This is a genomic window from Paenarthrobacter sp. YIM B13468 (assembly GCF_042788025.1).
In the GTDB taxonomy this organism is placed as follows: domain Bacteria; phylum Actinomycetota; class Actinomycetes; order Actinomycetales; family Micrococcaceae; genus Arthrobacter; species Arthrobacter aromaticivorans.
In genome coordinates, this window is record NZ_JBHZPI010000007.1 from 173,752 (window position 1) to 194,061 (window position 20,310).

Consider the following 20,310-nt stretch of genomic DNA (forward strand, 5'->3'; position numbering starts at 1 on the left):
AGCGGCTAGGATGGTCACGTGGCTGGCTTGATCAAACGTGAAGATATCGACGAAGTACGCCAGCGCACGGATATCAAGGAAGTCGTTGACGGTTACGTCACTTTGAAGAGTGCTGGCTTGGGCAGCTTCAAGGGACTGTGCCCTTTCCACGACGAACGCTCACCATCCTTCACTGTGCGCCCCCAAGTGGGTAGATATCACTGCTTCGGCTGCGGCGAAGACGGGGATGCCATCTCCTTCGTCCAGAAAATGGACCACAGCTCCTTCCACGAGGCAGTGGAAAAGCTGGCCGCTAGAATCGGCTACGAACTGCGTTACGAGGACGGCGGCACCGGCCCGAGCCGCGAGGAAGTGGGCAAGCGCCAGCGTCTCCTGGATGCCCATAAGATCGCCGACGAGTTCTTCCGCGCCCAGCTGCTGACGCCCGGAGCCGCCGAGGGTCGCAACTTCCTCGATGGCAGGGGCTTTGACCGCGCGGCCGCCGAGCACTTCGGCGTGGGCTATGCGCCGCAGGGCTGGGATTCGCTCCTTAAGCACCTGCGCGGCCGTGGGTTTACCGATGCTGAGCTCAAACTGACTGGCATGTTTTCCGAAGGAAACCGGGGCATCTACGATCGCTTCCGTGGCAGGCTCATCTGGCCCATCCGGGACATCGCCGGCGACACTATCGGCTTCGGCGCCCGGAAGCTCTATGAGGACGATCAGGGTCCAAAGTACCTGAACACTCCTGAAACCACTCTCTACAAAAAGTCCCAGGTCCTCTACGGGATCGATATCGCCAAGCGCGACATCGCCAAGGACCGGCAACTCGTAGTGGTTGAGGGGTACACCGACGTCATGGCCTGCCACCTTGCAGGAGTCACGACGGCGGTGGCAACCTGCGGCACGGCGTTCGGCACCGAACACATCAAGATTGCCCGGCGCCTGCTTTCGGACGACGGCACCGGGGGAGAGGTGGTCTTTACCTTCGACGGAGACGCCGCTGGCCAGAAGGCCGCCCTCCGCGCCTTCGAGGAAGACCAACGATTCGTCGCGCAAACGTACGTCGCAGTGGAGCCCACCGGCGCTGATCCGTGTGATCTTCGTCAACTCAAGGGCGACGCCGCAGTGCGCGAACTCATCGAGAGCAGGAAGCCGCTCTTCGAGTTCGCGATCCGTGCCTCGCTCCGCAGGCACAACCTGGACACAGTGGAAGGCCGCGTCGCGGCGCTGCGGGAAGCCGCGCCCGTTGTGGCACAAATCCGCGACTCCGCCATCCGCCCCGCCTACATACGCGAACTCGCTGGCTGGTTGGGCATGCCGATTGAGGAAGTCAGCCGTTACGTTGGGGCGGCAGCCAAGCGCGCGGCATCCGGCGCTGCTCCGTCCGGCACTAATCCGCCCGGTACTGCAGAGCAATCCTCGACGGCGGCAGCCCCGCCGTCGAGCGGTCAGGTCTTCAACCGTCCTGATCCTCGGGACCCCGTGGCAGGGATGGAACGCCAAGCGCTGGAAGTGGTCCTCCAGGAGCCCTCAGTCCTGGGCGACGGCGCATGGGAGCGCTTTGAGGCGTCCCATTTCGCTACTCCGGCGTACGCGGCGGTGCACGCAGCCGTGCGTGCCACAGGACTGGCCCACGCAGCTGATCCCGTGGCATGGGTGGAGCACGTCCGGCAGGAAGTTCCGGAGCCTCTTCGGCCCTTGGTTTCCGAGTTGGCGGTAACTCCTTTGCCGGCCAGTACGCCGGAGGCCATGCAACGGTATTGCCGGGACATTTTGGCGAGGCTTTTCGAACTGCAGATCACCCGCATTAAAGCGGACAAGATGGGCCAGCTGCAGCGTCTTGACGCAAGCGCATTTCCCGAGGAATTCCAGCGTCTGAACCGCGAACTGATGGTGTTGGAAATGCAGCGCCGAGCCCTGCGTTCAGACTCCTGACCGTCCGCGCGGAAGGTCGCCGGAAGGGGCCTTGGTGCTCGATTTCGTTTTCCGGCGGGGCCCTGTTAAGCTAGTAACCGCTTCATTCCTCCGTAGCTCAATTGGCAGAGCATTCGACTGTTAATCGAAGGGTTACTGGTTCAAGTCCAGTCGGAGGAGCGCACAATACCCCCGTTCCGGTGTTTCGGAACGGGGGTATTTTTATACCCCCTAGGGGTATGTCCGCCCGATTAGCATTCGCATAAAACCTTTGCTAAAGTCATAACCGCTTCATTCCTCCGTAGCTCAATTGGCAGAGCATTCGACTGTTAATCGAAGGGTTACTGGTTCAAGTCCAGTCGGAGGAGCGCAANGCTAAAGTCATAACCGCTTCATTCCTCCGTAGCTCAATTGGCAGAGCATTCGACTGTTAATCGAAGGGTTACTGGTTCAAGTCCAGTCGGAGGAGCGCAAGGACCCCACACCGGTTTCGTACTGGTGCGGGGTCCACTTTTTTACACGAAATCCATCTCCACCTGGAGGAACCGTGCGGCTTCGGCCACGGCTGCCAGGAAGGCTTCCTGTTCGGTGGGGGGTGTCCGCGGTTCGCGTGGATGCCATTCATGGGGGGCGGAGTAAACGCGCGTGAAACCTCCGGCCGGAGGCGCATAGAAGATTCCAAACCGCTGGACCGGCCACTCGGGTGAGGTTTCCGGGGCAACCAGCAACGCGGCGTCCGCTTCGGGGTTGTACCATTGGGCGATGGGCCGGCGGCGATCATCCGTGAAAAGGCCTGCCGCATAGAGTGCCGCAGACTGGGGACTGGTCACAGAGCACAAGCGGTCCCACCACAGCGGCAGGATGCGTTCATCCCGTCGCTGCCAAGGTGCCGGAAGCGGCTGCAGCTCTTGCCAATGTGGCACATCTCAACTTTATCGCCGGGGACGGGCCGGCAACAGGGCCTGCCTAGCCGGACAAACCAAGCCTCGGATACAGCACCTCGAAGCCCTTGGTCAGTCCGGCGTTCAAGGCGATGCCTACATGCCCGCCGTTTGGCACCTCGTAGTAGGTCACGGTCATTCCGGAAGCTTTTGCAGCTGCGGAGACAGCCTTCGCAGCTGCAACATAGGTCACATCATCCGAGCCCACGGTGAAAACGGCAGTGGTGTCTGGAAATTGCTTACCTTTCATGATGTTGATGGGCTTCTGTGCGTCATAGGCCGCCTGGTTGCCGCTAAAGATCTCCGCCAGGTTGCCTGCAGGGTCCTCCGCCCCGGGAAACTCCTCGCCGGAGATATCCACCACGTTGCCCCACATCTTCGGGTATTTGAGCGCAAAGGAGATGGCGCACTGCCCGCCGTTGGAGTACCCGGCGATCGTCCAATGGTCGCGGTCCGGGAGGATGTTCAGGTTCGCCTTGGCCCAGTTCACCACGTCAACGTTGATGTACGTCTCCACGTTTCCGTACTTGGCTGTGTCCAGGCACAGAGTGTCGTCTTGATCCGGTCCGATCTGGTCGGCCACGATCGCGATGGGCGCCAAGCCGTTGTTCTTCGCAGCAAATTCGTCCAACGCGGCCGAAACGTACTGGGGGTCAGGGAGGCCGGGCTGGCCCATCATGAGGACGAACAAGGGCAAACGGGGTGGGTTCTCCGTCAAGGCAGCCGGCGGCAGGTAGATCCCGGCAGGGCGGGCGTTGAAACCCGAGGCGGTGGCTGGAATGACCTGCGTTCCTACCTCGCCCTTTGTTGGCATGTTGGCTGGCGGTTTCCAGTTCTGCCAGAGAGGCCCGGAAGGGATGGGAGCGTCCGGGTCCGGCTTGCTCAGTTGGATGGCTTCCTCAGTGGAGATCCCCAGCGCTGAGCCCAGGGTCCTGTTGAGCCCGAACTCCATGTTGACGCCCAACGCAGTGACTAGGAGGAACACAGGAATCGATATCGCCGCCACCACTTTCCGCCACCGGGGACTGTGGCGAAAACTAACCACGGCCAGTCCAAGGGCAGCGAAGCCGGTGATCACCCAGAACCACACGCGAGGTGTCAGGCCCACGTGGAAGACGTCCAGGACATCCTCCACAATCCAGACCGTGAACCAACCGAGCGCTGCTGTGACAACAATGCCAACCACCGCGGTGATGACCCAGCGCGAAGACGGCCTGAGGAACAGCAACAGGAAAAGCCCGACGCCGATGACCACGGCTATCGTCATGACCACCGGGCCGCTGATTTCGATTTCCAGGAGCCCTTTCATGACTGGTGTGTCTGTCCCGCGGTCATGCGGCGGGTTCCCGGGCAACCATTTGCCGTAGCAAACCTGCGCTCTGTGCCCGGGACAACCCCGGCAAGTACGCCGAGCCAACAGCAAGGCCTATCGATGGCAGGGCCAGTGGGTCCCGGTAATACATGTACAGAGTGCGGTGCTCGGGCTGGAACCGAGATTTGAAGGCTGCCAGGGACTTGAAGCCGTACATGGGTTCCAGTGCATTGCCCAGCATTGCCAGAACCCGATCCAAGGCACTGTGGTCACCGTCGTCCGTCGCGGCCCCTGTGTTGGCCAGCGGGGAGCCTGACAACGAGATGTGGGGAACGTCGTCCTTGAAGTGCGTCACGGCAGAGGCGATCAGGAATTCCATGACCCCTTTGAAACCAGTGGTGCGGCGGCGCATGAAGTCCAAGGTCCACCCCGACACCACGCCGTCGGTAAAGACCGGCAGCCAGCTTGTGACCCCATGGACCAGGCCATCGTCGTCCACCGCCACGCAACACATGACTTCGGGATCCTTCAGTTCATCGAGTCCGCCCAAGGTGAAGCCCATCTCGGGCAGGGCCTTGTCCGCCACCCACTCTTCCGAGATTTCGGAAAGTTGTGCACGGATCCCCGGTGGCATCTCCGCGTAGTGGTACCAGTGGTCTTTGATGGACAGCTTCTCAGCCCTGTTCAGAGCGGTCCGGACGTTCTGCCATTCCTTGCCTTTGAATGTCATGGCTTGGATGTTCAGCAGGGTTTCTTCCGCCACCTCCAGTTTGCGGAAGCCGCGGGGGAGGAGAGCCTCGTCAAGCTCCGACGTGGCCGAGTAGAAGCACGGTGTGAGGCCCAGTGCCGCGCAATGGGCCAGGAAGCCTGTCGCAGCCTCGGTGTGGTGCTGGTGGGCCCCGAATGGACCCGCCACCGTCAGGGCCACTCCGTTGTGCACCTGGTAGGCGAGGCCAGCCCTCCTGTCGGGCGTGAACCAGTATTGGTTGTTGTCCCACAGTGCCATCCAGGACAAGGTCCCCCCGCCGTCGTGGAGCAATTCTCGGGTGTGTCCCAGGTCCGCGGCAGGGTCTTTTGCCAGCGTCCGGAACCGCTGGAAGTTGTTCAGGACCATCAAAAGGATGCAGAGCCAGATGACGTCCCCGCCCAGTCCGTAAAGAACAGTGCTCAGCAATCCCTGCGGCAGTTCAACGACGAACGGAACGGGGAAGGGCACCAGGATATGGGTCAGTTGGCCTGCGAGGTCCCACAGGGATGAGCGGTTCGGGTTGCCCTCTACAAACCAGAAGACCACGTAGAGCGCCGCCGCCACAGCAGCCATGATGAGGGTTGTCCGGCCCAGGACGCGATATCCGGCGTCGCTGGATTCCACCCGGAATTTGTGGCGGTTGATCAGCAGCAGGGCCGCGATGATCAGCGGCGCCAGGATGGCGGGAACGGCGTAGAGCAGGAGGTAACCGACGTCGTCATTGCCGAGTGTCACTTCCGGATCCGTCACGTACTGCAGGATTGCCACACTCGTCACGAACGCCAGGTAGAGCTGGATGACCAGGGTCAGCCTGTAAGCGAGGCGGCGACCCCGGCGCAGTCCCTCAGCACAGACAAGCAGCAACAGCACCGGGATAACTGTGAGGATGGTGGCGCCGAAACTCTGCACGCCCACAACGCTCTGCAACGTGACGCAGCTCTTGTCGTTGTCGCAGGCTTCCTTCACTTCGTCCACGCTGGGGCTTGCCTGCAGCATCACCTCGGAAACCACGGAAAGCGGCCCGACCTCCAACGTGCCCGTCAACTGCGTGAGCAATGGCCCCAGGGCGAACACACCAACAACGGTGCCCACAAGGAACCGGGTCTCACGAAGGCTCGAGGAATGAAGAGAGCCCGCACGCCGCCGCAGCACCAGGGTTTGAACGGCCCAACCGGCCAGAATGCCGATGACAGCGCCGGCAAGGGCCTGGAGTGTTTGTGCGACGCCTACAAACAACGCGAACATCAGCGTGGCGGCCAGCAACCATGTCCGGAGGCGACGACGCCAGAGTGCCTCCAGTGCCGCCGTCGAACATCCCAACGCAGCGGCGGCACCACCGTAGGCGCCCACAACGTACTCGCCACCAAGAAAACTCAGCCATTGGTCACTGTTGTCCGTTCCAAAAGCAACCAGCCCCATCAGCACCAAGGCGCTCAGGGCAGAACCAAAGATAAATGCTGCCAGCGCCAGCCATGGACCCATGGTGCGCTCGGCGATACCCACGCCCACCAGGATCAAAACGCTGCATGCCAGATAGTCCAGTAAGGATGAGGCAAAGAAAGATGATGTGAAGATGGACCAACCCGGCCCCGGATCCAGCGCCAAACCTAGCCCGACCTGCTCCAGGAGTGCCTCGTTGGGGCCGGCGATAAGGCTCCCCGTAACTGCGCCGACAACCCAAAGGAACAGCACGAGTCCCAACGTCAGGGGAAGCCGCCGTATGGCCGCCAGGCCGTAAACAGTGCCCCTATATCCCACAGCCGCACTCATGTGATGTCCCCTTCACCGGCGAAGCGGGGGAAACCCCCGGCTGGCCACCATTCTGCCCTGCCAGGCGGCCTAAGGGGAGGGCTTACACGGGGACTTTAGTCCCTATTCCAGGGGCCAGGGTTCACCCGGTACAGCAGGGCCGCTCCAATGACGGCGCCAAGTATCGCCCCGAACAGTGCACTCCCGGCCAGGCGGCCCAACAGCGCCCCGACGACGGCGCCAAGCACGGCCCCGAGGAAAAGGCCCCTACCGTTGCGGTGCGGTTTCTTGGTCATGGTCACAGCCTATGGTCCAGTTCTGGGGAAAGCCGTACTAGTGGATTGACGGGACAGTGCTAGTGGATTGACGGTACAGTCCGGGGCCGGACCACCAGCCACAGTGCGGCGATCGCTCCGGTGATGCAGACAGCCTGGACCGCGCCCATGGGTACCGCAGAATCGACACCCAGCCAGCCCACAACAGGGGGGACGATGCCCGCCATCATGAATTGTGCTGCGCCCAGGAGCGATGCCGCCGTCCCCGCCTGGGCTCCATGGTTCGCCAAGGAGAGGACTTGGACGCAGGGGAACAGGAAGCCCGTAGCGCAAATGTAGAACCACAGCGGAATCAGGATGCCCCAGAGACCCACGTGCAGGAGATCGAGCACGATAATCAGGGCCGCCATGAGCAGCATGAACACTGTGGCTCCGGCCACGATCCACTGGGGAGCCACGCGCCGGATCAACCTTGAGCTGATCTGGACGCCCGCCACGATGCCCAGCGAATTGACGCCGAAGAGGAGGCCGTATTCCTGGGGAGAGAAATCATAGATGTTCTGGAAAAGGAAGGTGGAGGCGGAGAGGTAGGCGAACAAACCACCGAAGTTGAGGCTGCCTACCATCAACATGCCCACGAATATCCGGTCCGTCAGTACGGTCTTGTACCGCTGCCGCACCGTGACCGTGGATTTCCCGCGCCGTTCCGCCGGCAGGGTTTCGCGAATAAAGAAGATCGCGGCCAGTATCACCAACGTGCCGTAGCAGGCCAAGAAGTAGAAGATGCCGGGCCACGGGAACACCAGCAGCAGCTGCGAACCGATGATTGGGGCCAGGATCGGGGCCAGCCCGTTGACCAAGGACATCCGGGAGAACATACGGACCATCGAATAGCCGTGGAACAGGTCCCGGACCATGGCCATCGCAACGACGCCCCCACCTGCGGCGCCGATACCCATGAGCACACGGAAGAGGGACAGGAATCCAATGTCCGGAGCCAACGCAGCGCCCAACGATGATCCAATATGCAGGGCGGTGGCGAGGATCAAGGGCAGGCGACGGCCAAACTTGTCGCTGAAGGGACCAACCACCAACTGTCCAAGGCCAAACCCAACGGTGGTGCCGGTCAGCGTCAGCTGGATCGCCGTGGCTGATACGCCAAAACTCTCCTCCAATGCAGGGAACGCAGGAAGATAGAGATCCACCGTGAAGGGCCCCAGGGCAGTCAGGGCACCGAGAAGGACAATGTAGACAAGCTTTTCGCGTCGGCTCAGGGAATCGCCCGGAGCAATTGGATTGGTCACGATCATCTATCCTATGGCCGTCACATCATATTTATGCAGCTACGTCAGGCGCGCCGCGGTGTCATCGGCGAAAGTTGAGCCGGAACCTGAATGATAGTTTTGAGGACAGGTGCCCGCGGCGATCTTTTTCCGGCCGCGTTCGCCCGACACGATGCCCAGAGGAAGCAGTTAGGCGGAACCCAATGAGTGGACGTCACACCGGCCGGACCAGCACGCGACCAGCCATCCGTACTTTGCCGAAGACCCTCAAGCTCGTTGCCCGTTTGGCTCCCAGGCAACTCAACGATGAGATCGCCCTTGCCAAGGTGGAACTCAAGCGCAAGGCCACCCAGGTTGGGGTGGCCGGTGCCTTCTTTGGCGTAGCCCTTGTTTTCATGGCGCTCCTGGTCATCGCGCTGGTGGTGGCCGCGATTCTTGGTTTGGCTACCATCATGCCGGGCTGGCTTGCAGCGTTGATCGTTGCGGCGGTCTTTCTTGTGATCGTCGCGCTCGGAGCCTTGATCGGGGTCGCCAAGTTCAAGAAGGCCATGCCTTTGATCCCTGAAGACACCATCCGCGGGCTCAAGCACGATCTGGGAATTGCGAAGGAAGGCTCGGCCTTCGATGAATCGATCCTCGATCCCAATTCGCCCGCTGCCAAGGCGGAGAAAGCCGCCAAGGAAGCTGCCGCCGAGAAGGCGAAGGCAGAAAAGGCTGCAAAGGAAGCTGCCAAGGAAGCGGACGCCGCCAAGGCGCCCACAGAGGCAGAACTCCGCCTGCGCCTGAACAAACGGCGCGAACACCTCACCGGCGTGCGCGATGAACTTGGCGAGCAGTTGGACGTCAAAAAGCAGGGCCAGGCTTTGCTGGGAACAGCCACCATGAAACTCCAGGAGGGAAAGGACTTTGCTTCCGCGAAGTTCGCTGACCTTGGCGAGGCCGTTCCCGAGGACCTCACCGGTCGCCTTGCTTCCCGATGGAAGGACCTCGTTGCTTTCGCCGCCGCGGCTGTGGTGTTCGTGGTTGCCCTGCGGAAGCTGCTGAAGAAGTAGCAGCCTGCCGCGGTACCGCACACACTGGAGAAGAGGAAAGGGGGACACCATGAGGTTCATCGGTGCTGGTTCGCATCCGGACCGTCCCCAGGTGGACCACGACCTCGTCTTTACTGTTCCCAATGTGCTCACGGTTCTGCGCTTCATGGGCGTCCCGCTCTTTGTGTGGTTGGTCCTGTGGCAGAAGGAATATGGCTTCGCCGTCCTCGTCCTGGTCATTATGGGCAGCACGGACTGGGTGGACGGTTATATCGCCCGCCGCTACAACCAAACGTCCAAGTTGGGCAGGATCCTGGACCCCATGGCGGACCGGGCCGCGCTCATAGCCGTTGCGATCACGTTGGCGATCGCCGGCGTCGTGCAGTGGTGGTATCTGGCCGCGCTTGTTGTGCCTGACGCCATTCTTGCGATTGCCTCGCTGATCTACTTCCGCAGCCATCCGGACCTTCCTGTCAGCATCATCGGCAAGATCCGCACAGGGCTCCTGCTAGTGGGCACGCCATTGCTGGTACTTTCCAAATTGCCGGTTTCATACACCGACGCTTACTTCGCCGCAGCTTGGGTCTTCCTCGGCCTCGGCCTGCTGGGCCACTGGATTGCGGCCTACAACTACTACTGGGCCATCCTGCGTAAAGGCAAAGAACTGCGGGCCAACGACGGCGGACACGGCTGATGGTGTGGCTGGCGGTTTTCCTTGCCGTACTTGGCGCTTTTTTCCTTGCCATTGGTGCCCAACGCCAGGGAAGCGCGGTAAAGGCCGATACCGGCGGACTGGCACTGAGCTCCAACGGGTTCCTGCGGCTTCTGCGCAATCCACGATGGATGCTTGGGCTTTTGCTGTTGTGCCTTGGCATGGTGATGAACGCGATCGCCCTCGTATCGGCACCCCTGACCGTGGTGCAGCCCATTGGTGCGATCGCACTGGTCATTACCACCGTGGTCAACGCCAAGGACCAAGGCCTGAGCATCAACCGCGCCACCGTGGTTGCCATTACCGCCTGCGTCACCGGATCCGCTTTGTTCGTACTCCTGGCAGTTAACGTCACGCAGGAAAACCATCACGTTAATGCTGAAGACGAACTGACAATCGTGCTGCTCCTGGCCCTGGCTGTGGGGCTTTTCGGCACCCTTGCGGTGGTGTTCAAACACCGCATGAGCGCCTTCATATACATCTTGGGAGCGGGTGTACTGTTTGGCTTCGTTGCCGTCCTAACCCGGATCATCGGCAAGCACCTGCTGGATCCCAACGGCCTGTTCCTGCTCAATGTGCAGTGGTACACGCTCATTGCCATCGCGGCCGCCGGGGGCCTTGGTTCCTGGTTCGTCCAGAGCGCGTATTCAGGCGGCCCTCCGGATCTGGTTATTGCCGGACTGACCGTGGTGGACCCCATGGTGGGCATCGCCATTGGCATCGTTATCCTTGGTGAGCTTCGTCCCGATGTCCAGCCTGTGATGGCAATCAGCATGGCCGCTGCAGCTTCCCTTGCTATCGTGGGGGTTATTGCCTTGAGCCGGCACCATCCGGAAGTCACCAAGCGTAAGAAGGACGCGAAGGCGGCTGTAAGCCGGAAGGCCTAGGCAAAGCTTTAACTTGCGCCACCGCTTCCCAGCGGTCCGGCAACCCGGCGACACCACAGCATTGACCCGTTCAAGGCTGTTCCGCACCGTGACCATCAGGAGTTCTCCACGTGACCATTCCCGACACCAACAAACCCCTTACCATCCTGATCGCGGCGGATACCTACCCGCCGCACGTAAACGGTGCTGCGCAGTTCGGCTACCGTCTGGCCAAGGGAATGACGGCGCGCGGACACAACGTGCACGTGTTGGCTTGCCGTCCGGACACGGGCAAGAGCTACACCGAGTTCCGTGACGAGGCAACCGTCCACCGCCTCCGCTCGCATGGGGTGTTCACGCACGAATACTTCCGCATCTGCTTCCCTTGGGAAATCAAGAAGGAAATCAGTCTCCTGTTCGACAAAGTCCAACCGGACGTAGTGCACATCCAAAGCCACTACATGATTGGCGAGCACGTACTCTACGAGGCCGTGAAGCGTGGCATCAGAATTATTGCCACCAACCACTTCATGCCTGAAAACCTGAACCCGTTCCTTCCGTTCCCGCAGTGGTTCAAGGACATCGTGGGGCGCATCTCCTGGAAGGACATGGGCAAGGTGATGGGCCAGGCCGACGTCGTCACGACACCCACACCGCTGGCGGCCAAGGCCATGCACCAGCACGCGTTCCTCCGTAAGGTCCTGCCCCTGTCCAATGGCATTGATTCCGCAGCCTATGAGCTGCAGCCGGGTGAGACGATCGAACCCCATGCCCATCCCACGGTTCTTTTCGCGGGACGGCTTGCGGAAGAGAAACACGTCAATGTCCTGATCGACGCCATCGCCAAGACCCCGCGCGAACTCAACGTCCACCTCGAGATCGTGGGCGGCGGGGAAGTCCGCCCTGCCTTGGAAGCACAGGTGGCAAAGCTTGGCTTGGGGGACCGGGTGAAATTCCTTGGACTGGCAAGCGATGAAGAACTGCGCGAGGCCTACATCAAGGCCGACATTTTCTGCATGCCAGGCACTGCAGAACTTCAATCGTTGGTGACGCTCGAAGCCATGTCTGCTTCCACTCCTGTGCTGCTGGCCAATGCCATGGCACTCCCGCACTTGGTCCGCGACGGCGAAAACGGATACCTCTTCACACCGAACGACAGCACGGAGCTCGCAGCGAAGATCACCAAGCTTGTGGAGCTTCCCGAAGACCAACTAAATGCCATGGGCAAGGTGAGCCGCGAGATGGTGGAGCCGCACAGCATCAACGGCACCCTCCAGACATTCGAGGACCTCTACCGCGGGGCTTCGTACGAGGACATGGTGGTGTGACAAAAGCACTCTTAAGTAGCTATTAGTATTGCTAGAGTGCATTTGCCTCAACTGCTGCTTCTTAGCGGCCGGAGGGGCGTCACGGGGCTATAGCTCAGCTGGTTAGAGCGCGGGACTCATAATCCTAAGGTCCTCGGTTCAAGTCCGAGTAGCCCTACCTTTACACGGGAGCCGTGGTTGGCGTTTCATACGTCAGCCACGGCTCCCTTTGCGTTTTCCGCCGCCGCTGCCGGCACGTGACGGGCGGCCGGCATGTCGCCACGATCCTCAACGCCGCACTCATCGTTTGTCCAAGTTTCATTTGTCCCCGTTGCAGTGAACCGCGGAACTGCGGTATGTTACTGATCAGTAACTTACTACTCGCCGGTAACTTCCGGGGCCGTGACGTGGTCGCAGGTGGCCACCCTTGAAGGAGCGCAAATGTCCAACGCTGCATTCGATGCCAATAATCTCCCTTATGCCGATGGTGACTTCTACGCCTTTGAGCAGATGCTGACGGGCAAGGAGCAAGACCGCCTGGCCGAGGTTCGCGGGTTCCTGGCCCGCGAGGTCAAACCTATTGCCGTGGATTGCTGGAATCGCGCCGAATTTCCGATGGAGCTGATCCCCAAGTTGGCGGAAATCGACCTCATCAGCCCCGTGCGCCGGCAGGGATATTCGAACCTGTTCGCTGGCATCCTCCATGCGGAAGTGACCCGCGCCGATGCTTCCATTGCCACGTTCATGGGCGTGCATGATGGCCTGTTCACCGGCTCTATCGAAGCCCTTGCTTCCCAGGAGCAGAAGGATGCCTGGCTTCCGGACATCTACTCCCTGAAGAAGATCGGTGCGTTCGGTTTGACCGAGCCTCTGGGTGGTTCCGATGTGGCCGGTGGTACCCGGACCACCGCACGGCGCGATGGGGATCACTGGATCCTCAGCGGGGCCAAGCGATGGATCGGAAACGCCACGTTCTCCGACTGGGTGGTTATCTACGCCAAGGATGTGGCAGACAACCAGGTCAAGGCATTCCTCGTGGACACCTCGCTGCCCGGCTACTCGGCAAGCAAGATCGAGAACAAGATCTCCCTGCGTACTGTTCAGAACGCGGACATCATTCTGGACGATGTCGTGGTGCCGGATTTCTTCAAGCTGGCCAACGCCAACAGCTTCCGCGACACCAACAAAGTCCTTAAGGTGACCCGGCTCGCCGTAGCCTGGCAAGCCGTGGGGCTCCAGCTCGCTGCCTTCGATGTGGCCCGGTCCTACGCGGTGCAGCGCCAGCAATTTGGCAAGCCCCTGGCGGCTTTCCAGTTGGTGCAGAACCAGTTGGTTCAGATCCTGGGCAATGCAGTCGCATCAATGGGCATGATGGTGCGTTTGGCACAACTTGAGGATGCCGGGGTTGCAAAGGACGAGCAGTCAGCCTTGGCGAAGGCGTTCACTACCGCACGCATGCGGGAAAGTGTTGCCCTCGGCCGCGGAATCCTGGGCGGCAATGGCATTGTCACGGACTACGAAATGGCCAAGATCTTCTCCGATGCCGAGGCCATCTACTCCTACGAAGGCACGCACGAGATCAACACCCTGGTGACTGGACGGGCTATCACAGGGGTCTCGGCCATCGTGTAGGTGCCGGGCTCCTGTTCCGATGCGGTCTATTCCATCGCGGCTATTCCAGCGGTAGCAGAATGGATGGCCTCAGGTCCTCCACGAATCCCAAAGGGTTGACGTAATCCTCGCCACGGCGGACGCCCCAATGTAGGCAAGCGGTGGCGCTGCAGTGTCCGGGGGCCAGGGAGCCAACTGCCTGGCCCTTGCGCACGGTATCTCCGGGCTTTAGATCACTGGTCACCGGCTCAAAGCTGCTCCGTAAGCCCCCGCCATGATCGATCGTCAGGACCGGACGGTCAACCACGACGCCGGCAAAGGTCACCACGCCATCGGACGGCGCGGTGACCGGAGCGCCGTCGAACGCTGGCCCGATGTCCACGCCCCTGTGTCCGCTTAGCCACGGCTTGTCCGGCGGGTCGAACGTCCGAAGGGCGGCGGGTTTGGGGGAGAGGGGCCAGCTCCATCGCTCGTCCGCCGGCGTCGCCCCGGGGATTCCGGCCATGGTCACGGCGAGGACAAGAGTGGATATGGAGAGCTTCATAATGGGCATGTACCAAGGCTTTCCGCTCCCGTCCTGCCGTGCCATCCCCGGGCTGTCCTATGTGGACAACATCCGCGTTCGGGCGGTCAAACGAGTGGTGCCGCTGTAGTACACTTGGTGGAGCAGTTTGCTGTGCCCTCAAGCTAATTCAGGAACATGTCTCATTCAGATATGTGAGGGTCCAGAGCTGACTACGCGTATCCAGCCCTCCACCAGCGAAGCCTCTTGGCTTTAGGCTGCAGAGGATTGTGCCTCTTGCGGTCCGGTTGAGCCTTTCGGCCCCACTCCGGATGAGAAGTGCAATGGATGCCAGGAGCCGCGCCCGTCCGGGCAAAGGCTAAACAACCGTCAACTATTGGCAGGGTAAGAGCAGCCCCATGGGCTCTCTCATGAATGACCTGCCGGAAGGAGCGCCGGCATGCCCGTCGTAACTATGCGCCAGCTGCTTGACAGCGGCGTCCACTTTGGACACCAGACCCGTCGTTGGAACCCGAAGATGAAGCGCTTCATCTTCACGGAGCGCAACGGCATCTACATCATTGACCTCCAGCAGTCGCTGTCCTACATCGACCGCGCCTACGAGTTCGTCAAGGCTACTGTCGCCCACGGCGGCACCGTCCTGTTCGTCGGCACCAAGAAGCAGGCTCAGGAAGCAATTGCCGAGCAGGCTACCCGCGTTGGCCAGCCGTACGTGAACCAGCGTTGGTTGGGCGGTATGCTCACCAACTTCCAGACCGTCGCCAAGCGTATCCAGCGCATGAAGGAACTCGAAGAGATCAACTTCGAGGACGTCGCCGGCTCCGGTTACACCAAGAAGGAGCTCTTGCTCCTCAAGCGCGAACTCACCAAGCTTGAGTCCAACCTCGGTGGTATCCGCAACCTGACCAAGGCTCCTTCTGTTCTGTGGGTTGTTGACACCAAGAAGGAACACCTTGCTGTCGACGAAGCCAAGAAGCTGAACATCCCGGTTGTTGCCATCCTGGACACCAACTGCGATCCGGACGAAGTTGACTTCCCGATCCCGGGCAACGACGACGCCATCCGCTCCGTGAACCTGCTCACCCGCGTTGTTGCCGACGCCGTTGCTGAGGGCCTCATCGCCCGCAACCAGCGCGCCACCGGCACCACCGAGGCTCCGGAAGAGCCGCTGGCCGAATGGGAGCGCGAGCTCCTCGAAGGCAGCAAGACTGAAGAAGCTCCGGCCGCCGAGGCTGCCGAGGCTCCTGAAGCTGCAGCTGGCGAAGCCGAAGAAGCCAAGTAAATCTGGACCTTCCCTGAGGCCGGAAACGGCATCGGGGGCATCTGACAGGATGGCGGCCCACACGGTGGGCTGCCGTCCTGTCAGTCCGTAAACACACAACTTTCTAGACAGAGGGGTTCACATGGCGAACTACACTGCTGCTGACATCAAGGCCCTGCGCGAGCGCACCGGCGCCGGCATGATGGACGTCAAGAAGGCTCTTGACGAGGCCAACGGTGACGCCGAGAAGGCCATCGAGATCATCCGTATCAAGGGCCTCAAGGGCGCTACCAAGCGCGAAGGCCGCTCCACCGCTGAGGGCCTGGTTGCTGCCACGGTTACCGGCGGCGTGGGCGTAATGATCGAGGTCAACTGCGAGACCGACTTCGTCGCCAAGGCTGACAAGTTCATCCAGCTGGCTGACAAGGTTCTCAACGTTGCAGTCGAGTCCGGCGCTGCCGACCTCGAAACCCTGCTGGCCACTGAGGTCGACGGCAAGCCGCTGTCCGAGGTCGTCATCGAAGAGGGCGCTGTCCTCGGCGAAAAGGTTGTTGTCCGCCGTATTTCCCGCGTTGAGGGCACCACGGTTGACGCTTACCTGCACAAGACCTCCAAGGACCTGCCTGCACAGGTCGGCGTCCTGTTCGCTGTTGACGGTGAAGGCGAAGCCGCTGCCACCGCAGCACACGACATCGCCGTTCACGTGGCAGCCATGGCTCCGAACTACCTGACCCGCGAGGACGTCCCGGCCGAACTGGTCGAGTCCGAGCGCCGCATCGCTGAAGAGACTGCCAAGGCTGAAGGCAAGCCGGAAGCTGCACTCACCAAGATTGTCGAAGGCCGCGTGACGGGCTTCTACAAGGGTGAGGTCCTGGTTGACCAGGCATTCGCCAAGGATTCCAAGAAGACCGTTGCACAGGTCCTCGAAGAAGCCGGCGTCAAGGCAACCGCAGTATCCCGTTTCCGCGTCGGAAACTAGTAATTCATGAAAAGGGGTGGTCACTTCGGTGGCCGCCCCTTTTTCATGCACCCGTCCGGGTAGTATCTGCGCGGACCCACAGCACGATAATCTAGCCAGAGTCCACCAACGGGAAGGCACCATGGAAACCGTCAATACTGCAATCCAGCCCGAGAAGACCCGCCGCCGTGTACTTCTGAAACTTTCCGGCGAGGTCATCGGCGGAGGCAAGCTCGGCGTCGATCCTGAAACCGTCCGCGCTATTGCCAAGCAGATCGCTGCTGCCGTCCCTGACGTTGAAGTAGCCATTGTGGTTGGCGGTGGAAACTTCTTCCGCGGAGCCGAACTATCCCAGAGCGGCATGGACCGTTCCCGCGCGGACTACATGGGCATGCTTGGCACGGTCATGAACTGCCTCGCGCTGCAGGACTTCCTGGAGCAAGCGGGCGTTGAAACCCGCGTCCAAAGCGCTATCACCATGGGCCAGGTGGCAGAGGCGTACATTCCGCGCCGGGCCATCCGCCACATGGAAAAGGGCCGCGTAGTCATCTTCGGTGCAGGTGCCGGCCTGCCGTACTTCTCCACGGACACGGTAGCTGCACAGCGCGCGCTCGAAGTCCACGCCGACGTCGTACTAATGGCAAAGAGCGGTGTGGATGGCGTCTACACCGCTGATCCCAAGAAGGATTCCTCCGCCGAAAAGCTTGATGTCCTCAGTTATGACGACGCCCTGCGCCGGGACATCCGTGTCATGGACCAGACAGCCATGACCATGTGCAAGGACAACAACCTCTCCATGGTGGTCTTTGGCATGGAGGGCGAGGGCAACGTTACCCGCGCCATCCTGGGTGAAACGTTGGGAACCCTGGTTACTCCCTAGCAGCGGCTAGGATATTTCTAGGACCGTCCGCCCCTCGTGGCGGATCTTTACTGTGCATTCCTGTAACGTGCATTGCCGCCCGCAGTTGGGCAGCGACTATTTTCTGAGGAGAAACCCGTGATCGAAGAGACCTTGCTCGAAGCCGGCGAGAAGATGGACAAGGCGGTTGAGGTAGCCAAGGAAGATTTCGCCTCGATCCGTACGGGCCGGGCGAACCCCGGGCTCTACAACAAGGTGATCGTGGAGTACTACGGAACACCCACCCCGCTGCAGCAGCTCGCATCCTTCGCAGTTCCGGACGCCCGGACCATCCTCATCACGCCGTACGACAAGACGGCACTGCGTGACATCGAGAAAGCCTTGAGCGACTCCGAAGTTGGCGCCAACCCCTCCAACGACGGCAACATCATCCGTGTCACCATCCCGGAGCTCACCAAGGAGCGCCGCAAGGAATACGTGAAGATCGTCAAGGGCAAGGGTGAAGACGCCAAGGTTTCGATCCGCAGCATCCGCCGCAAGGCCAAGGACGCGATCGATAAGTTCGTCAAGGACGGCGACGCCGGCGAGGACGAAGGTTCGCGCGGCGAGAAGGAACTCGACGCCATCACCAAGCAGCACGTCGACAGCATTGACGAACTGCTCAAGCGCAAGGAAGCCGAGCTGCTCGAGGTCTAATGAACCAGGCAGAGCCGGCACCCGCTGGGAGGGTCCCGACACGCGATACGAGCAAACGCGTCAGGCGTTTGCGGGGGAACCCGACGCCGAAGGCAGGCCGCAATCTTCCGGCTGCCATCGGCGTCGGGCTTGCCATGCTTTTCGCCGTTCTTGGGGGATTGCTGTTCCTTCCGCTTGGATTCGTCCTGCTCACCACATCGTTTGCGGTGCTGGGCGTTTGGGAAGTTTTCAGGGCCCTTGAGGCCCAAGGAACCAGGATGCCGATCATCCCCGTGATGATCGGCACGCTGGTGATGCCGGTGTCCGCCTACTTTGGCGGTTTGGAAGGCTTGTTGTTCACCATGACGGCAAGCTGCGTCGCAGTGTTGCTGTGGCGCTCCATCGAGAGTGCAGCAGGGGCTCCCCGCAGCGTTTTTGCGGGTGTCTTCACTCTCGCCTGGGTACCGTTCCTGATCAGCTTCGCAGCGCTCCCGCTGCATGCAAGCGGTGGCGCGACTCCAGTGGGCTTATGGCCCGACGGCATTCCAGGGGGAGCCTGGCAGATTGCCACCATGCTGCTCCTGGTCGTATCGAATGACACGTTCGGTTACATCGTGGGCGCCTCCTTCGGGAAGCACCCCATGGCACCGAAAATCAGTCCCAAAAAGTCGTGGGAAGGATTTGCAGGTTCTGTCGCGGGAGCCATGATCATTGGTGTTCTCGCGTGTGTCCTCATGTTGGACAAACCGTGGTGGGTTGGCCTGGTGCTGGCTACCGGCATGGTTGCTGCTTCAACGGCGGGAGACCTCGCCGAGTCCATGGTCAAGCGCGAACTTGGCGTGAAGGACATGAGCAGCATTCTTCCCGGCCACGGTGGTGTCATGGACCGTTTGGACTCGATCGTCTTCGCGGCCCCTGTAGCCTATGTTCTGTTCGCGCTGCTGAGCGGCGTCTGACAACCCGATGAAGGAAAATTAGTGGCTTTGGATATTCGTCGCCAGATTCCCGCAACGTTCGATCGCGTTGAGCGCAGCAAGTATGGCTACAACGCCAAGCAAGTGGATGCGTTCCTTAGCCGTGCCAGGGCTTCTTTCGAGAACCCTGTGGGTGCCGCCGATCAAGTGGCCAGCACGGATGTACGGGATGTAGCTTTTGACCCGGTGAAGGGTGGCTACGACGCCAACAGCGTCGACGCCGCGTTGGATCGGCTTGAAGACGCTTTCGCACGGCGGGAACGGGACGATCTCATCAGCCAGAAGGGCGAGGAAGCCTGGCTGCGGCAGATCGGTAAGCTCTCCGGCATCCTTCGCGGAAGGCTGCACCGGCCCGATGGCGAACGATTCCGCCGCCCGGCCAAGAAGAAAGTCCGCAGCTACAACGTCCAGGACGTGGATGCACTCTGTGCCGAACTCATCGGTTACCTGGAGCACGATCAGGCCCTCAGCGTGGACACGGTTCGCCGTGCAGTCTTCCGCGCCGCCAAGGGGGATGAAGGCTACGAAGAAGCCCAGGTGGATGCATTCCTTGACCGTGTGGTTGAACTGATGGCGGCCATCGACTAGGAAGTCCGGAAAACTACCGTGGCGTTGGAGAGATGGGTGGGTTGTTCTTCCATGCATCGAGGTAGCGGCGCCTTCCACGGGCCAGCGCTGTAGCGAAAAAAGCCAGTGCTGCCACTACGGCGACGCTTACCGCGACAACGGCTGGGAGTCCTGCAACCAACAGTGCCGAGCCCACCAACAAGGCGATCAGGGCTGCGTTTACGGTCGCCATGAATACCATGCTGCTGCCAGCTACCTGGCTGAAGTCCTTCCTACCGCCGAAGAAGTAGTAGGTACGTTTCGAACCTTCCTCGTCGTCGTGGGATCCAGCCATAAGGTACCTCGCCACGCCAGGGTCCAGGTCCACATATGCGGCCCGCAACCGGTTCATGGCGATGACGTACATCAGATCCTCCATCCCGACGCTCATGACGCGTATGTGGGTGAGGAGCCCCACCATAAGGTCAATGGTGAGGATGGTCAGGGCGAATGCCCTGAAGGCTTCGGAGAATTGCGTTGCCTGACCCACGAGGGCCACACTCAGCAGGCTGGCTGACGTGAAGGTCAGGAACATGCTGATGCGTGTGAGGACCTCACCTTGGGTGGTGCTCCTTGAAGCAAGCAGGCTCCAGTGTTCGGTGGCCAGCAACTGGGCCCGGATGCTTAAGGAAACCGCTGGTTGCTCAGCCTCCGGCGGGGATGGGGCAGTCGGATTCACCGGCGGTTCGGGGTTGGCAGTACCCGGTTCTTCGGACATGGCGT

The 20,310-nt window shown here is 60.9% G+C and carries 19 protein-coding genes and 4 tRNA genes; 16 read left to right on the top strand and 7 right to left on the bottom strand.

Going from position 1 to position 20,310, the window contains the following annotated elements; all coding sequences use genetic code 11:
* Positions 1–18: 18 nt before the first annotated feature.
* The 4 genes from dnaG to ACFX4T_RS09160 all read left to right on the top strand — a co-directional run bounded on the left by dnaG (position 19) and on the right by ACFX4T_RS09160 (position 2,365).
* Complete coding sequence (gene dnaG, locus ACFX4T_RS09145) at positions 19–1,917, top strand: DNA primase (RefSeq protein ID WP_377651539.1); 1,899 nt, start codon at positions 19–21, stop codon at positions 1,915–1,917.
* 86 nt (positions 1,918–2,003) lie between these two features.
* Positions 2,004–2,076: transfer RNA gene (locus tag ACFX4T_RS09150), tRNA-Asn, on the top strand.
* A gap of 115 nt (positions 2,077–2,191) precedes the next feature.
* A tRNA-Asn gene (locus ACFX4T_RS09155) sits at positions 2,192–2,264 on the top strand.
* Positions 2,265–2,292: 28 nt separating this feature from the next.
* Positions 2,293–2,365 (top strand) — tRNA-Asn (locus ACFX4T_RS09160).
* A 46-nt stretch (positions 2,366–2,411) separates the two neighbouring features.
* Here ACFX4T_RS09160 and ACFX4T_RS09165 read toward each other — a convergent pair.
* From ACFX4T_RS09165 to ACFX4T_RS09185, 5 genes are all read right to left on the bottom strand, one after another.
* The gene (locus ACFX4T_RS09165) at positions 2,412–2,819 is read right to left on the bottom strand and encodes a hypothetical protein (protein ID WP_216925349.1); all 408 of its coding nucleotides are present in this window, start codon (positions 2,817–2,819) and stop codon (positions 2,412–2,414) included.
* 43 nt (positions 2,820–2,862) lie between these two features.
* The gene (locus tag ACFX4T_RS09170; RefSeq protein ID WP_377651540.1) at positions 2,863–4,146 is read right to left on the bottom strand and encodes an alpha/beta hydrolase; all 1,284 of its coding nucleotides are present in this window, start codon (positions 4,144–4,146) and stop codon (positions 2,863–2,865) included.
* A 22-nt stretch (positions 4,147–4,168) separates the two neighbouring features.
* Positions 4,169–6,667 (bottom strand): bifunctional lysylphosphatidylglycerol flippase/synthetase MprF, encoded by a 2,499-nt coding sequence (locus tag ACFX4T_RS09175; protein ID WP_377651541.1) that lies wholly within the window; start codon positions 6,665–6,667, stop codon positions 4,169–4,171.
* Positions 6,668–6,762: 95 nt separating this feature from the next.
* Entirely contained in the window at positions 6,763–6,942 is a 180-nt protein-coding gene (locus ACFX4T_RS09180; protein WP_216925346.1) for a glycine zipper domain-containing protein, read from the bottom strand.
* A 59-nt stretch (positions 6,943–7,001) separates the two neighbouring features.
* Positions 7,002–8,231: a multidrug effflux MFS transporter gene (locus tag ACFX4T_RS09185; protein ID WP_216925345.1), complete on the bottom strand. Its 1,230-nt coding sequence runs from the start codon at positions 8,229–8,231 to the stop codon at positions 7,002–7,004.
* Positions 8,232–8,407: 176 nt separating this feature from the next.
* Between ACFX4T_RS09185 and ACFX4T_RS09190 the strand changes: the two genes are divergently transcribed.
* From ACFX4T_RS09190 to ACFX4T_RS09215, 6 genes are all read left to right on the top strand, one after another.
* Positions 8,408–9,256: a phage holin family protein gene (locus ACFX4T_RS09190; RefSeq protein ID WP_223948509.1), complete on the top strand. Its 849-nt coding sequence runs from the start codon at positions 8,408–8,410 to the stop codon at positions 9,254–9,256.
* A 49-nt stretch (positions 9,257–9,305) separates the two neighbouring features.
* The gene (locus ACFX4T_RS09195; protein ID WP_223948510.1) at positions 9,306–9,929 is read left to right on the top strand and encodes a CDP-alcohol phosphatidyltransferase family protein; all 624 of its coding nucleotides are present in this window, start codon (positions 9,306–9,308) and stop codon (positions 9,927–9,929) included.
* A complete protein-coding gene (locus ACFX4T_RS09200; protein ID WP_377651542.1) occupies positions 9,929–10,834 on the top strand; it encodes a DMT family transporter in 906 nt (301 codons plus the stop codon). The genes ACFX4T_RS09195 and ACFX4T_RS09200 overlap by 1 nt, the downstream gene beginning before the upstream one ends.
* Before the next feature lie 110 nt (positions 10,835–10,944).
* A complete protein-coding gene (locus tag ACFX4T_RS09205) occupies positions 10,945–12,141 on the top strand; it encodes a glycosyltransferase (RefSeq protein ID WP_377651543.1) in 1,197 nt (398 codons plus the stop codon).
* An 83-nt stretch (positions 12,142–12,224) separates the two neighbouring features.
* Positions 12,225–12,298: transfer RNA gene (locus ACFX4T_RS09210), tRNA-Ile, on the top strand.
* A 263-nt stretch (positions 12,299–12,561) separates the two neighbouring features.
* Complete coding sequence (locus ACFX4T_RS09215) at positions 12,562–13,752, top strand: acyl-CoA dehydrogenase family protein (protein WP_377651545.1); 1,191 nt, start codon at positions 12,562–12,564, stop codon at positions 13,750–13,752.
* A 40-nt stretch (positions 13,753–13,792) separates the two neighbouring features.
* Here ACFX4T_RS09215 and ACFX4T_RS09220 read toward each other — a convergent pair whose 3' ends face one another.
* The gene (locus ACFX4T_RS09220) at positions 13,793–14,284 is read right to left on the bottom strand and encodes a M23 family metallopeptidase (protein ID WP_377651546.1); all 492 of its coding nucleotides are present in this window, start codon (positions 14,282–14,284) and stop codon (positions 13,793–13,795) included.
* Between the two features lie 409 nt (positions 14,285–14,693).
* On the opposite strand from ACFX4T_RS09220, the gene rpsB reads away from it, so the two are divergent.
* The 6 genes from rpsB to ACFX4T_RS09250 all read left to right on the top strand — a co-directional run bounded on the left by rpsB (position 14,694) and on the right by ACFX4T_RS09250 (position 19,569).
* Positions 14,694–15,536: a 30S ribosomal protein S2 gene (rpsB, locus tag ACFX4T_RS09225; protein WP_216925338.1), complete on the top strand. Its 843-nt coding sequence runs from the start codon at positions 14,694–14,696 to the stop codon at positions 15,534–15,536.
* 121 nt (positions 15,537–15,657) lie between these two features.
* Positions 15,658–16,494: a translation elongation factor Ts gene (gene tsf / locus ACFX4T_RS09230; protein ID WP_216925337.1), complete on the top strand. Its 837-nt coding sequence runs from the start codon at positions 15,658–15,660 to the stop codon at positions 16,492–16,494.
* Positions 16,495–16,615: 121 nt separating this feature from the next.
* Positions 16,616–17,353, top strand: a complete 738-nt coding sequence (pyrH, locus tag ACFX4T_RS09235; protein ID WP_216925336.1) for a UMP kinase — start codon at positions 16,616–16,618, stop codon at positions 17,351–17,353.
* A gap of 117 nt (positions 17,354–17,470) precedes the next feature.
* Positions 17,471–18,028 carry a ribosome recycling factor gene (gene frr, locus ACFX4T_RS09240; protein ID WP_216925335.1) on the top strand — a complete coding sequence of 186 codons (558 nt, stop codon included), beginning with the start codon at positions 17,471–17,473 and terminating at the stop codon, positions 18,026–18,028.
* The gene (locus ACFX4T_RS09245) at positions 18,028–18,963 is read left to right on the top strand and encodes a phosphatidate cytidylyltransferase (protein ID WP_223948514.1); all 936 of its coding nucleotides are present in this window, start codon (positions 18,028–18,030) and stop codon (positions 18,961–18,963) included. Before frr ends, ACFX4T_RS09245 begins: the two co-directional genes overlap by 1 nt.
* Before the next feature lie 21 nt (positions 18,964–18,984).
* Positions 18,985–19,569, top strand: a complete 585-nt coding sequence (locus tag ACFX4T_RS09250; RefSeq protein ID WP_223948515.1) for a DivIVA domain-containing protein — start codon at positions 18,985–18,987, stop codon at positions 19,567–19,569.
* 13 nt (positions 19,570–19,582) lie between these two features.
* Here ACFX4T_RS09250 and ACFX4T_RS09255 read toward each other — a convergent pair whose 3' ends face one another.
* Positions 19,583–20,305: a hypothetical protein gene (locus ACFX4T_RS09255; RefSeq protein WP_377651547.1), complete on the bottom strand. Its 723-nt coding sequence runs from the start codon at positions 20,303–20,305 to the stop codon at positions 19,583–19,585.
* Positions 20,306–20,310: the final 5 nt, after the last annotated feature.